Here is a 12839-nt window from a genome sequence, read left to right on the forward strand (position 1 = left end):
GTCGAATTTTATCCTCGTCGAAGGATTGAATGGGTTCGGGAAGTTTTGATAGAGATTAAAAATCGTAGGTATTTCCGACGAAATGTTTAGTATGTCGGTTACTCCACCTGTAGTGGTCTTTAAAATAGTTGTATTACTTGCGAGAGCCCAACCGGTTAAGGCGTCTATAAAATAAATTCTCCCGTTAATATTTGAGGCTGTTGTATTTTGTGTTGTCCAGCTTTCTCCCCCGTTATTAGTACGGAAGATCTTTCCCGTGAACCCGACTGTAGTAACCCATCCAGTGTCCTTATTGAGGAAAAAGAAATTCCATATATAGCTTCCGGTAAAGTTATTAGTATCAATTGCACTCCATATGCTTCCGCCGTTTGTTGATTTATAAAGTACGTTTTGGAAAGATGTATTTTTCATAATGTAACCGGTATTTTCATCAAAAAATTGCATTCCTTTAAAGGGACTAAAAGTCCCATTTGCTGAGTCGATCAGCACACTTGACCAGTTATCTCCACCATTACTTGTTTTGAGTATTTTGTTTACAAATGTTCCTACATCGTCTGCAAAATAACAATACACCCATCCTATATCAGGATTTATAAAGCTTACCTTTTCATAAGAAAAATAATCGGAGAGAAGTAAAGACCAATTATTTCCACCATCTGATGTCTTAATAAGTGATCCCTCAGTGACAAACATTGGTACATCGCCAGATGCCATAAAACCAATACCTTGATTTATGAAGAGCAAATCTTTTATAGTATAAGTGCTTACCATGGGTCCCCAGTTTAAGCCTCCATTGGTAGTCTTCTGGATAAAACTATATGGAATTGGACTTACGGTTGAACCCCCCGTTAACCAGCCGGTTTGACTGTTAATTAAATATACTCCCCCATATACAATAGTACTGCTGGTATCTGGGACAGGATATCCCGACCAAAGAGATCCCCCATTTGTTGTTTTGTAGTACTTGTGCTGGCCGGTCAAGATTCCTGTGTTTTGGTCTGCAAAATCATAACTCCCTCCGCCCGGGGATGGTATTGTAAATGCCACCCATCCATTTTGAGAAAATAAATTAGATCCGGAGAAAAGTATTAATAAAAGTAATATCACTTTCCTCATTTTACCATTACCATCCTTTTGGTTTTAATGAAGCTTCCGCTTTGCAATTTATAAAAATACACCCCGCTCGGTAGTCCCGATCCATCGAAATTGTACTCATAGCTTCCCGGCTGCAATTCCTTGTTTACAAGCTCTGCAATCTCCTTCCCTGACATATCATAAACCGATAATTTGACCTTTGACTTTTCACCTCTCACCGTTTGAGGTATGTCGAATTTTATCTTTGTCGTGGGATTAAAGGGGTTCGGGTAATTTTGGTGTAGGGAAAACTCAGTCGGTATCTCAGTTGAAAGCGGTTCTATACTTGTCACTCCACCGGTACCGGTTCTCAGGATAGTTGTTCCGTTTGCAATTGCCCACCCCGTTAATGTGTTTGTAAAATAGATGTCACCGGTAACATCCGGAGTCGGTATGCTTTGCATTGTCCAGTTCATGCCACCGTTGTTAGTTCTGAATATCGTTCCCGTCGCGGTTACCCAGCCGGTATCATTATTTATGAAGTAAAATTTCCTAAGCTGGCGCCCCGCAAAAACATTCGTATCGAGCATGGACCAATTATCACCGCTGTTTGTAGATTTGTATAGCTTGTTCTTTAGCAGATAGCCTGTGTTTGCGTTTGTGAACTGGATTTTCTTAAGTGGATCTACAGGAAAAGCAATTGCCGAATCCCGGATTAGGGTTGTCCAGCTGTTTCCTCCACTTGTTGTTCTCAGCATTAGACTTATATATGTTCCGATGTCATCACCGTATGACCCAATCGCCCATCCCGTATTTACATTTATGAAACTAACGTCAACAAAATAGTATCCGCCGTAAATTCCTGCCCAGTTCATTCCTCCATCAGTAGTTTTCTTAATACCTCCTTCAGTCCAAAATCCGTTTGTACCTCCTGCCGCTACATAACCTGTGTTCTCATTTAAAAACTGGATATCTTTGACCGGACCTGCATTTTCGCCCTGGCTCCAGTTCACTCCCCCGTTCGTTGTCTTATATGTAACACCCCCGGTTAAACCTATGGGGAAGTTAAATACTTCATATGCCATTCCAAGCCAGCCGGTATTTGCATTTATAAAAAATACCGCATTATAATAATTAAAATTATGTGGATATGGCACAGAATCCGATGACCATGTATTACCGCCGTTAGTGGTTCGGCTGTATATGTATTTGCCTGTTACTAAGCCGTTATTGTCATCAGCAAAATGAAACGCATCTCCGCCCGGAAATGAGTACGCCACCCAGCCGTTCTGGGCATTTACTTCAAGGGGTAATATTAAAAAGATTAACGGGAGCCAGAGAGTTTGTAATAGTTTTCTCATGGCTTATTTTTTATGATTTATGGTAGCCTTTTTAAAATGGCTATAAAGAAAATCAAAATCAATAGCTAACTTTTATTTGAATTGAACAAAGTGTCTCAATAACATATTTTATAATAATGAAGAATATTATTACACCAATAATATTATTCACCTATTTTTGTTCGGTTTTTAGCACGGGCGTAATTTATTGCGGCTTGATGCTAAATTCCTCTTATATCCAAAAAGAGCTGTGTGTAAAAAAAGACGAACCCGGCAACTGCTGTAAAGGAAAGTGCTACATATCCAAAGAGCTGAATGCCGGAAGCGAAAAAACAAGTTCAGGAAAAAGAGCCGGGAATAACCAAAACGAAAACCTTTCGCCGCATTTATCAGCTTCAAATAGTTTAGTAATACAATTTGGGAATGATCTGTTTTATGGAATGAATTCCCATCGGATTGTGAACTTATTGCAAAAACCGTCCGTGCCTCCGCCGGAATGTGTTTAATCTTATCTCATTTTGCTATAGATATATTAAATCACTTAAAAAAATAGAACAAATGAAATATTTAACATTATTATTGATCATTTTTATATCTTCTCCGGCTCTTTGGGCAGACGAACCGGGCGACTTCGATCTGAAGTTATCCCTTAAAAATGTCTCAAAAACCAATTATTCTCCTTTACATAGATCTGATGATGGGAAAGGCTACTGGACAAGTGCACGCCCGGACGGTCACGCCCCTATTGGAGTTATGGGTGACCACGTACACAGCAAAGGTGAAATGATGTTTTCATACAGGTTCATGAATATGTATATGAGCGGTATGCTTGATGGTACGGATGAAGTCCTCGAGGAAACCGTAGTAACACCGAGCGGTCCTTATTATTATACGGTAACACCAAAGAATATGACGACGCAGATGCACATGCTCGGCATTATGTATGCGCCGTCGAATTACGTTACTATTACAGCGATGGTTCCCTACCTGATCAAGTCTATGGATCATACTACACGCAGCGGTGTCAATTTCACTACGGAATCTAATGGACTTGGCGATATTACTCTATCAGGTATATTTAAGCTGTATAATAAGAATCGAAACGCCATTCTTGGAAATTTAGGTGTAATATTCCCATCGGGAAAGATCGACGCGATGGACGTTACACCGGCATCATCTCCAAATGAAACTATACTGCCTTACCCGATGCAGCTGGGAAGCGGAACATTCGGCATTATGCCGGCAATTACTTACCTGGGGCAGACGAAAGGTTTTTCCTGGGGTGTACAGTCCGGCGCGACTATCCGTTTCGGTGAGAATAACCGTGATTACCGTCTCGGAAATAAGTATTACGGTACGATCTGGGCAGCAGCCCCTATAGCTCAATGGATCAGCGCTTCTTTCAGAGTAACGGGAAATAGGGTAGATAACATCACAGGTGCAGATACTACGCTTAACGCTAATATGGTGCCTACTGCGAACCCGAATCTGCAGGCAGGAACCAGAGTTGATGCCGCATTTGGCTTTAACCTATATAGCTATACCGGTGGTACGAGGAATCTTAGGTTTGGTATCGAGGGTTCATCTCCGATCTATCAGAATCTCGACGGTCCACAGCTAAAGGCTTCATGGAGCGTAACCGCAGGTATCCAGTATTCGTTTACACTTCATAAGTAAATAATACAAACCGGTTTTTAAGAAAAAAGCCTCTATATAGAGGCTTTTTTCATTTCTTTCTTGATCTCCTTTTTTAGTCTCTTGCCCGATTTGGTTAGATTATATAAACCTTCTTTTTTTGAATTTGTCAGCTCGATAAAGCCCATATCCTTGAGTATCTTTGTATCCCTTGCGAAAGTAGCCCGGGATACCCCCGATCTTTGTTTCAAAGTGTTGCAGTCCAGTGTCTGGTTTTCAAAGAATAATCCCATCATATCCGAGATTCTGTCATATACTGGATTTAGATAATTCCCGCTCGTTAGGTCCTTAAGCTTATTTTTTATCAGTGCTGTTTTTCCTGCATCCGGCTCCGATATCTCCTCCGAAATCGGTACTTCCTCTAGAGTATTTTTGCCGGTGCCTTTCTCTTTTTGGAGAGTTTCTATTATGGACTTAAAGTAATTAGTGTTTTTCAACAGTTCCTTGTTCTCTTTCTTCAGGGATTCCTTTTTATCGAATAGGGAATCGGATTTTATCATGAGATCCTGGAGCTTTACATTCAAACTGTCTATTTTTTTCTCACTAAGCGCCAATTCCTGAGTTAATGCCTCAATTTGTTTATTTAAAGCATCATTCTCTAATATGAGTTTTCCGTTAGCTCTCTTTATATTATCATTTATGGATTTTAATGTATCATAGTCCATATTCAAAAATATATCTTTTATTTGAAAATGTAAAGAATTTTTTCTCATGCTTCATTTTCTTATATTGAATGCCTCTAACCATGGAAAAAATTCTCATTATAGGCTGTAGCGGGGGAGGAAAATCCACCCTGGCAAGAAAGATAGGCAATATTCTCACCCTGCCCGTGATTCATCTGGACATCCATTTCTGGAAATCCGGCTGGATAGAATCGACGGATGAGGAGTGGATTCCAAAAGTCAAAGAGCTGGTAAAGCAGGATAAATGGGTTATGGATGGAAATTTTGGTGAGACTATCCCTATCCGGGTCGAAGCCGCTGACACCGTCATTTTCCTAGATACTTCCCGCACTTTGCAATTATGGGGAGTATTCACGCGCGTATTAAAATTTTATGGAAAAACGCGCCCCGATCTGCCGGAGGGATGCCCGGAGAGGTTCGATTGGGCTTTTACAAAATGGGTTTGGCAGTATAATAAGAACAATCGCCCGAAGATCCTTAATTTTCTTACCAACTATAAAGATTCCAAAAATATCATAATTCTCAAAAACCGCAAAGAGATGAACGAATTTGCGAGGAGCCTTTGTAGATAACCCATAATTGACACATCTTTTTCCGTTTTCACCTTTAGACATCGTGTACCAATCCTTATATTACTATAACCGCGCTAAAATCTAACATTATGAATAATCTGCTTATCCTTCACGGTGCAATAGGCTCCGTCAAACAATTCACCCATCTCATCAGATTTCTCGAAAGCGATTTTAAAGTATATGCGATAGATTTCTCCGGACACGGCGGTAGCGAGATACCTGCCGAAGATTTCACTATAGAGATGTTTGCGAATGACGTCCTCGATTGGATGGCAAAAAAGGAAATAGACAAAATAGACATCTTCGGATACAGTATGGGCGGGTATGTTGGCTTATTCTTAGCACGGTTCTATCCGGAAAAAATAGGGCGCGTATTTACGCTCGCGACTAAATTCCACTGGCACGAAGAGACTGCTAAACGCGAAGCCTCAATGCTCGACCCGGATAAGATTATGGATAAATTCCCGGCGTTTGCCGAGGAACTGAAGCACCGCCACGCTCCCGAGGACTGGGCTGAAGTACTGCGGAAAACCGCTAAAATGATGATCGCTCTCGGGCATAATAATACAATAAAGGATGCGGACTTCCGTGCGATAGAAAACACCGCTCTCGTCAGCGTTGGTGACCGGGATAAAATGGTCTCCATCGAAGAGACGCTTGGTGTTTACCGCCAGCTAAAGAACGGGCAAATGCTGGTGCTTCCCGATACATATCATCCTATAGAAAAAGTTTCCGGCGATAAGCTGATCCATGAGATAATAGATTTCTTTAGAGGTTGAGATAAGTATAGTGATTTATATCACTCCGTTTTTTTCATTTTTTTATTGAGGCGGATTTCGTTAATATGGAATTATGAATGATTGTGAGTTTTATATCAATCATAGCTCAACCTTACCGGATGACTTAATTGTCAGATATAAAGGCGTATTTGATAACGGGGAAATACTGCACTTTCACCGGTCGCTCCCCGGGTACCAGCCGACACCCCTTTACAGCCTTTCCTCGCTTGCGGCAGGTCTGAATATTGGTGAACTCTGGGTCAAAGATGAATCCGAGAGAATGGGTCTAAAAGCATTCAAAGTGCTCGGTGCTTCCTATGCGATAAGTAAGATGCTGGATGGTCTGTCTAAAGATGCTGTATTTTGCACCGCGACCGATGGCAATCACGGCAAAGCGGTTGCATGGTCAGCGAGGATGGCAGGCAGGCACGCCGTTATTTTTATGCCGGCATCGACTGTCGAGTCGAGGATACACAATATCGAGAATGAAGGCGCGAAGGTAATCGTTGTTGGAGGAGATTACGATGATGCGGTACACATGGCAAAGGAGAAAGCATCTGAGAAGGGATGGATACTGGTGCAGGACACTTCTTGGGATGGATACACCGACATACCTGTTAATATAATGGCGGGATATAGCACGGTCTTTAGAGAAATGGAAGACACGCTTCATAAGCCGGGTGAGCCCGCGTTCGATATAGTTTTTTTAAAAGCAGGTGTGGGCAGCTGGGCGGCATCTGCCGCATGGTATTACCATGAAAGATATCGCGAAAAGCGTCCTAAGATCGTTCTTGTCGAACCTTCTTCCGCCGATTGCGTAATGGAATCTAAAAAACGGGGCATGCCTGTTCCTATAGAAAGATCCGGCGAAACGATGATGGCTGGGCTTAATTGCGCGACTGCATCGAGACTGGCCTGTGAGATACTGCACAATAGCGTCGATCTCTTTCTTTCGATCCCTGACTGGTATGCTGGCGCGGCGATGAATGCGCTGTATTATGCTAAAGATGAAGACGAGCAGATTATTTCCGGTGAATCCGGAGCCGCCGGGCTTGGCGGATTGCTTGCAATGCTCAGGGAGGATTCACTCGGTGAGGCAAGAGATTTTATCGGGCTGAATCATAATTCGCGTGTGCTGGTGTTTAATACGGAGGGTAATACAGACCCCATCAATTTCAATAAGATCATACATGGAGATTAAAAAGAACTGGCAGGAAGATTTTTTTATAGATGGATGGGATAAATTCCAGGATGCCTATCTTGCTCCGGAAAGAGCAATTGAAGAAACTAACTTCATTGATGAATTTGCAAAAGAACGGGGGTACAAGAAAGTCCTCGATATACCGTGTGGTACAGGCAGAATATCCATTCCGGTCGCGCAAAGAGGGTACGAGGTTACGGGCATAGATTTTAATCCCAACGCTGTCAGGATCGCCCGGGAAAGGTCATCCGGCATGAATATCGAATTTGTCGAGGGTGATATGAGAGAGATCTCTTACAGGGAAGAGTTTGATCTGATCACATGTATGTGGGGAAGTCTGGGTTATTTTTCAGATGAGGAAAATTTTAACTTCTTTTGTTCTCTATACAAAGCCCTTCGTCCAGGTGGTGCGGCGGTTTTTGACACATTGACGCTCGAAAGTATTATGCGTATATACAGCCCGACCGATACAAGGAAAATGGAAGGTGGATACCTTATTGAAGAACGCAAATACGATGCAAGGAATTCGCGGATTAATGTTGAATGGATTTTTTTGCGCGGTAAAGAGGAACTCAAAGTTCACAGTAGCATAAGGATTTACACTTATAAAGAGCATATCGATATGCTGGAAAAAGCCGGGTTTACGGAATTTCGTTCCTTTGGCGGATTCAAAGGCGAAGAGTTTACTGTTAACTCCCGCCGGCTCGAACTGATCGCAATCAAATAACACTATATGGTAATAAAAATACTCCGAATCGATCATGTGCAGGTTTGTATCCCCCCGGGCAAGGAAACCGAAGCGCGCAACTTTTACTCCGGTATCCTTGAACTAGAGGAGATCGAAAAACCCGAGGCGCTAAAACCTAACGGAGGTCTATGGTACAGGGTAGGGGAGAACCAGGAGCTTCACATTGGTGTCGAAGAACCCGGCTCTCTGACAAAAGCACACCCGGCTTTTGAGATCCTGCACCTGGACGAAGCCCGTAATTATCTCGAAAGAAGCGGCATCGAAATTCACGAGGAGACGCGTATACCCGGTGTCAGCCGGTTTTCCATACGTGACCCGTTCGGTAACAGGCTCGAGTTTCTCGAAAAGCTGTCATAGTGTCTAGTTATATTTCATCGCTTCACTGCCAAAGGATTTCCTGATCAGCCCCATCTGCCCGATATGATACGCCTCATGATGCACCATAAAAGAGACCGCACCTAGAATAGTATTATCCACTGCAGGAAATTCGAACGGCGCTTTAGCACTTAGGACTTCATCGCTTGCGTTTGCCAGTCCTTCTTCTACTTTTCCGGCGATAGCATCCCAATCCTGCAGTGACTCCTCGAGTGTCGGGTATTCGATTGTCTCATCCAGCTTCTTACCCTGTCCGATAATATCAAAATGAGGTTCCTCTATCTCCATCCCCGTCAGCTGTCCGATAAAATACCTCGTCGAAACTACATGTGCCGCAAGCCACCTGAGGTGGTTGGTGTTCCCGTTTATTCTCTCCGTTTCTTTTTCCGGGTCAATGTCTTTGAGCACGTTTTTGAATAATCTTGTTTGCAGTCTCAGAATGTCCGAAAGCCCTGCTGTTGTTTGTGTTGCTTCCATTTTGGTTTTAAGGTTTATTTAAATGAATTTTTACCGTTTATTAATTAGACCGCGGGAAATGTATCGGCGTGACAGATATTCCCCAAAAAAATTGTGAAATAGTAAATTTCCTCAAAAATCCGTAACTTTATTGAAATAAATCGCAGGGTTATGGAAGAAAACAAAACAACATCGACGTCAGGTTTGGGTAAATTTCTCATGGGGGTCGTTGTTATTGCCACACTTATATCGATTTTCTTTTTCGTCAAACTCATCATCGATTCATTTACTTTCCGGTAATCTAAATATTTAAATGAAGATCTTATTTACACTTTTTACTTTATGTACGGTTTTGTCTGTAAATTCGTATGCCCAGTTTCCAAACGGATGGATCGGTAATTGGGAAGGCGATCTCATAGCTCATAATCAGCCCGGTGATAAGAACCAGGTTATAAAGATGAAGCTCAGCATACAGGAGTCACCGAAAGTTGGCGTGAGATTGTGGAATATATGGTACGACGACAATAACGGCGGAGCGTGGAGAAATTATGAGCTCGTCGGCGATAACCCGGAATCCGGTGTTTATAAAATGGACGAGCTGAATTCCATTACTCTCGATATGTTTTACTTTAATGATGCTTTTTACAGCATGTACGCGGTTGGAAAAGCCCTGATAACGGTAAGATATGAACTAAAAGACGAGAAAATTTACTTTGAAGTTACCTCGGCAAATATCGAGGGCGAAAGGACTGGCGGGACGAAGGATATCCCCGAAGTGATAAATTATCCCGTCCGCACCGTGCAAAAAGCTGTTCTTACAAAAACAAACTAACGAACTTACTATATGAAAAGAAATTTCTTAATATTTGTATTATCTATACTGACTTTACCCGCCCTGCAAAGATACGCTGTTGCAGACGGCATACCCCTGCAGGACCAATGTGAGCTCATTACCACGCTCCCCGAGAGAGCCGCCGAAATGATGGTCACTGTAGACGGCTTCGTCAACGGGCTTAGCGACTTCGATCTTCAGTCCAAGACGCTTACCATAGGAACTGTCACTCGTGAAGAGTACCTCGAATTTCTAAAGGGACGCGCGATGGAATACACATACGAAGACGTCGAAAAACTAAAACGCGTTGCAGCCTCCATTACAAAAAAACTCGATGACGCGGGTCTGCATCCGGCATTCCCTCCTATTATTGAGGTTATAAAGACCGATATGAAAGAGGAGAGCGGCGCCTCAGCCTACACACGTTTGAATTACATCGCCATGAGCGCAGATATGTTCGGCATGAGTGATAAAGATTTTGAAGACGTATTCATCCATGAACTCTTTCACGTGCTTTCTAGGAATAACCAGCAATTGCAGGGGAAAATTTACAATTCGCTCGGCTTCAAAAAAAGCAACGAAGTACCTTACCCGGATGGTATACAGCGCATCTCCAACCCCGACGCCCCATTCAATAACTATTATATTACCGTCGAATCGGCTGACGGTCCCGTCGATGCCATGCTGGTGCTGTATTCATTAAAGGATTACGAGGGAGGAAGTTTCTTCCGCTATGCAAAGCTCGGTCTTATGGTCGTCGAGGGTGACGATAATAACAAAACACCCGTAGTAAAAGACGGCAAGCCCGTCATACTTCAGCTCGATGAAGTAAGTAATTTTTTCGAGCAGGTTGGCAGGAATACCGGTTATATCATTCATCCGGAGGAAGCTTCCGCCGACCATTTCAGAATGCTCGTAAATAAAGAAAGCGCGCCCGATCAGTGGATAATTGATAAACTCAAAACCATTATACAGGAGTCAGGTAGCTAATAACTCCCCTCCGACGGAGGGGTACTCCCGATTTATCGGGAGGGGGGTGGGTTATTACTAACCACCGGTTTGAAATCAATAGTTTAAAATTTAGACAAATGAAAAACCTAATAGCCTTAGTATTATTTGTTTTTATCCTTTCGGGATGCAGTTCGTCCAGCCAGGGGGATTCGGAATTCCTCTCCTTCGCTGATGAATTTATCACTGCCTTTAATAGTAAAGACGTGAAAACGATAGATAAATACATAGATAAAAGCTACGGGCTTTTTGTGATATATAATCCCGGTGCTTACGTTGTCGCGACCAATCTTAATTCATTTGCCGACATTATGGCGATGACCGGTGATTATGACGTAGGGAATCTCAAAATTACAAAAGTAGATTGTGTGAAGATGCGCAAGGGAAGTGAACCCGTCTACAGCTGTGAGGAGGATAGATGGAATAAGACCGGGTGCTTTTACGGAACGAAGAAAGACCGCAGTCTTGTCGGTGTCTATGACGATATGATAAAGTATGACCTGCTCGATGCTGTGGTTGCGCCGGAGCTTCGTGAGAAAGCCGCCGCTTCCGAAAAAAACTATGTTTATTTCGTCTATAATACCGATCAGCAGGTAGGTTTCTATTTCGGCAGTAAGAACGGAAAATATTACCTCATTGCGATCGACAGGGTTACACCCTGCGAAGCGTAAAAATAGGTTGCTTTTTAATTATTTTCTATGAATATTCTTTCTGGTAGAATATTCAAGATGCCTATTTTTAAAATACTATATTAATAATAATTTATATAGTTCGCCCGATAATCTACTACCCGTCTCACATTCGATTATTTAAATAATAAATTATGATTATTTCCGAAGAGGCAAAAGCCTTACATAGGGATTCTTTGGTTATGGATATCCATTGTCATCCCTCACTCAAAGTAAAATTGTTTGAATATCGCATCTATGACGAATTTCATTATTTAATGGGAATACAGGTTAAAGATTCCGATTCGGACGAAATTGGCCAAATGCAGTATGATCTGTTTAAGATGTTTAAAGGTGGAGTAAATTCCATCTGGTCTTCCATATATATAGTGGAAAAGGGATTAATTGATCATTCTGATAAGCTTTCGTTTGGAACATGGCTGGCAAAGATCCTGGGTTTATATTTTACTAATATAATTGAAAACCCAGCGCTTGGAGGTCCTTTTAAACAGTCGTTAAATCTTATGAGGCGGATGGAAGAGCAGATTTTAGAATCTCATTTGAGGCCAGAGGCCGAAAAAATTAAAGCATACAATCCAAATGGTTTTAGTGAATTGGTTGATCACCTTAATAAAAATGAAAAATGTATATTACATTCCGTCGAAGGTGCGCACATGCTCGGAAGAAATCTGGCTAACTCATATGATTATATTAATAATCTTGAAACTTTTTTTGAAAGAGGTGTTTGTTCCATGACCCTTGGACACTTCATGCCGAATGATATTTGTTTTCCAATTAATGGTATTTCTCCTCAAACTAAAAAAAGTTTGGGCTTTGAATATGATTATTCAGTTGACCAAAACAATGGACTCACTAATATTGGAAAAGACGTTGTCAAACGGATGCTTGAACTTGGAATAATTGTGGATTTGAATCACGTTTCTCCAAATGGAAGAGAAGATGTTTATGCATTGAATGATTCGCTGGCTGGGAATAAAAGACCTCTCGTTTTTTCGCATACCGGTATAAGGCTTAATTGTCCCGAGAAAAAAAACCCCACACTTGAGGAAATAAAAAAAATTCAAGAGTGCGGAGGAGTAATAGGGGTTATATTCATGAATTATTGGTTAAGAAATTTTGAGGGTGAACCTGATTATGGAATATCAAACATTATTAAAACTATAAAAGACATTTCAATTATTTGTGGAGGAAGTTATGATAATATTGCGATTGGGTCCGATATGGATGGATTTACTCAACCGGTAGATGACTTGTATACTTCTTCACAGATGCAGAGGCTTACTCAGGGTATGCTGGACGAAGGTATTTCACCCGATAATATCAAAAAAGTATTGGGTTTGAATGCTTTAAGAGTATTGGATATGGGTTGGGGAAAAATATAACAATC

At 41.7% G+C, this 12839-nt stretch carries 15 protein-coding genes; 11 read left to right on the forward strand and 4 right to left on the reverse strand.

Annotated features, from left to right (window positions below):
• Both H6614_07855 and H6614_07860 read right to left on the reverse strand, forming a co-directional pair.
• Positions 1–1107 (reverse strand): hypothetical protein (locus H6614_07855; GenBank protein MCB9243569.1); only part of this gene is annotated, 1107 nt, incomplete at its 3' end.
• A 5-nt stretch (positions 1108–1112) separates the two neighbouring features.
• Entirely contained in the window at positions 1113–2435 is a 1323-nt protein-coding gene (locus tag H6614_07860; GenBank protein MCB9243570.1) for a T9SS type A sorting domain-containing protein, read from the reverse strand.
• Between the two features lie 116 nt (positions 2436–2551).
• Here H6614_07860 and H6614_07865 point away from each other — a divergent pair, with 116 nt between their 5' ends.
• Together H6614_07865 and H6614_07870 are read left to right on the forward strand one after the other, a co-directional pair.
• Positions 2552–2920 (forward strand): hypothetical protein, encoded by a 369-nt coding sequence (locus H6614_07865; GenBank protein MCB9243571.1) that lies wholly within the window; start codon positions 2552–2554, stop codon positions 2918–2920.
• A gap of 52 nt (positions 2921–2972) precedes the next feature.
• Positions 2973–4091 (forward strand): transporter, encoded by a 1119-nt coding sequence (locus H6614_07870; GenBank protein MCB9243572.1) that lies wholly within the window; start codon positions 2973–2975, stop codon positions 4089–4091.
• Positions 4092–4123: 32 nt separating this feature from the next.
• Here H6614_07870 and H6614_07875 read toward each other — a convergent pair whose 3' ends face one another.
• Positions 4124–4822, reverse strand: coding sequence for a hypothetical protein (locus H6614_07875; protein ID MCB9243573.1), 699 nt, complete (start codon positions 4820–4822; stop codon positions 4124–4126).
• Positions 4823–4854: 32 nt separating this feature from the next.
• Between H6614_07875 and H6614_07880 the strand changes: the two genes are divergently transcribed.
• From H6614_07880 to H6614_07900, 5 genes are all read left to right on the forward strand, one after another.
• Entirely contained in the window at positions 4855–5364 is a 510-nt protein-coding gene (locus H6614_07880; protein ID MCB9243574.1) for a DNA topology modulation protein, read from the forward strand.
• Between the two features lie 89 nt (positions 5365–5453).
• The gene (locus H6614_07885) at positions 5454–6143 is read left to right on the forward strand and encodes an alpha/beta fold hydrolase (protein MCB9243575.1); all 690 of its coding nucleotides are present in this window, start codon (positions 5454–5456) and stop codon (positions 6141–6143) included.
• A gap of 73 nt (positions 6144–6216) precedes the next feature.
• Positions 6217–7344: a diaminopropionate ammonia-lyase gene (locus H6614_07890; GenBank protein ID MCB9243576.1), complete on the forward strand. Its 1128-nt coding sequence runs from the start codon at positions 6217–6219 to the stop codon at positions 7342–7344.
• Positions 7334–8071 (forward strand): class I SAM-dependent methyltransferase, encoded by a 738-nt coding sequence (locus H6614_07895; GenBank protein MCB9243577.1) that lies wholly within the window; start codon positions 7334–7336, stop codon positions 8069–8071. Before H6614_07890 ends, H6614_07895 begins: the two co-directional genes overlap by 11 nt.
• 6 nt (positions 8072–8077) lie before the next feature.
• Positions 8078–8449, forward strand: a complete 372-nt coding sequence (locus H6614_07900) for a VOC family protein (protein MCB9243578.1) — start codon at positions 8078–8080, stop codon at positions 8447–8449.
• Positions 8450–8452: 3 nt separating this feature from the next.
• On the opposite strand, the gene H6614_07905 is transcribed toward H6614_07900, so the two are convergent.
• Entirely contained in the window at positions 8453–8944 is a 492-nt protein-coding gene (locus H6614_07905) for a DinB family protein (GenBank protein MCB9243579.1), read from the reverse strand.
• Between the two features lie 292 nt (positions 8945–9236).
• On the opposite strand from H6614_07905, the gene H6614_07910 reads away from it, so the two are divergent.
• The 4 genes from H6614_07910 (at position 9237) to H6614_07925 (ending at position 12834) form a co-directional block, all read left to right on the forward strand.
• Complete coding sequence (locus H6614_07910) at positions 9237–9755, forward strand: hypothetical protein (protein MCB9243580.1); 519 nt, start codon at positions 9237–9239, stop codon at positions 9753–9755.
• Between the two features lie 12 nt (positions 9756–9767).
• Positions 9768–10745, forward strand: coding sequence for a hypothetical protein (locus tag H6614_07915; GenBank protein MCB9243581.1), 978 nt, complete (start codon positions 9768–9770; stop codon positions 10743–10745).
• A 98-nt stretch (positions 10746–10843) separates the two neighbouring features.
• Positions 10844–11434 (forward strand): hypothetical protein, encoded by a 591-nt coding sequence (locus H6614_07920; protein MCB9243582.1) that lies wholly within the window; start codon positions 10844–10846, stop codon positions 11432–11434.
• 152 nt (positions 11435–11586) lie between these two features.
• Positions 11587–12834, forward strand: coding sequence for a membrane dipeptidase (locus tag H6614_07925; protein ID MCB9243583.1), 1248 nt, complete (start codon positions 11587–11589; stop codon positions 12832–12834).
• Positions 12835–12839 lie beyond the last annotated feature (5 nt).

Source organism: Ignavibacteriales bacterium, assembly GCA_020635255.1.
Lineage (GTDB): Bacteria > Bacteroidota > Ignavibacteria > Tepidaquicellales > Tepidaquicellaceae > JAEYVS01.

Excerpts from the sequence above, each read along its gene's own strand:
- H6614_07900 (MCB9243578.1), top strand. The coding sequence starts at position 8,078 with ATGGTAATAAAAATACTCCGAATCGATCATGTGCAGGTTTGTATCCCC.
- H6614_07915 (MCB9243581.1), top strand. The coding sequence starts at position 9,768 with ATGAAAAGAAATTTCTTAATATTTGTATTATCTATACTGACTTTACCC.
- H6614_07860 (MCB9243570.1), bottom strand. The coding sequence starts at position 2,435 with ATGAGAAAACTATTACAAACTCTCTGGCTCCCGTTAATCTTTTTAATA.
- H6614_07910 (MCB9243580.1), top strand. The coding sequence starts at position 9,237 with ATGAAGATCTTATTTACACTTTTTACTTTATGTACGGTTTTGTCTGTA.
- H6614_07870 (MCB9243572.1), top strand. The coding sequence starts at position 2,973 with ATGAAATATTTAACATTATTATTGATCATTTTTATATCTTCTCCGGCT.
- H6614_07865 (MCB9243571.1), top strand. The coding sequence starts at position 2,552 with ATGAAGAATATTATTACACCAATAATATTATTCACCTATTTTTGTTCG.
- H6614_07885 (MCB9243575.1), top strand. The coding sequence starts at position 5,454 with ATGAATAATCTGCTTATCCTTCACGGTGCAATAGGCTCCGTCAAACAA.
- H6614_07890 (MCB9243576.1), top strand. The coding sequence starts at position 6,217 with ATGAATGATTGTGAGTTTTATATCAATCATAGCTCAACCTTACCGGAT.
- H6614_07875 (MCB9243573.1), bottom strand. The coding sequence starts at position 4,822 with ATGAGAAAAAATTCTTTACATTTTCAAATAAAAGATATATTTTTGAAT.
- H6614_07880 (MCB9243574.1), top strand. The coding sequence starts at position 4,855 with ATGGAAAAAATTCTCATTATAGGCTGTAGCGGGGGAGGAAAATCCACC.
- H6614_07905 (MCB9243579.1), bottom strand. The coding sequence starts at position 8,944 with ATGGAAGCAACACAAACAACAGCAGGGCTTTCGGACATTCTGAGACTG.
- H6614_07895 (MCB9243577.1), top strand. The coding sequence starts at position 7,334 with ATGGAGATTAAAAAGAACTGGCAGGAAGATTTTTTTATAGATGGATGG.
- H6614_07920 (MCB9243582.1), top strand. The coding sequence starts at position 10,844 with ATGAAAAACCTAATAGCCTTAGTATTATTTGTTTTTATCCTTTCGGGA.
- H6614_07925 (MCB9243583.1), top strand. The coding sequence starts at position 11,587 with ATGATTATTTCCGAAGAGGCAAAAGCCTTACATAGGGATTCTTTGGTT.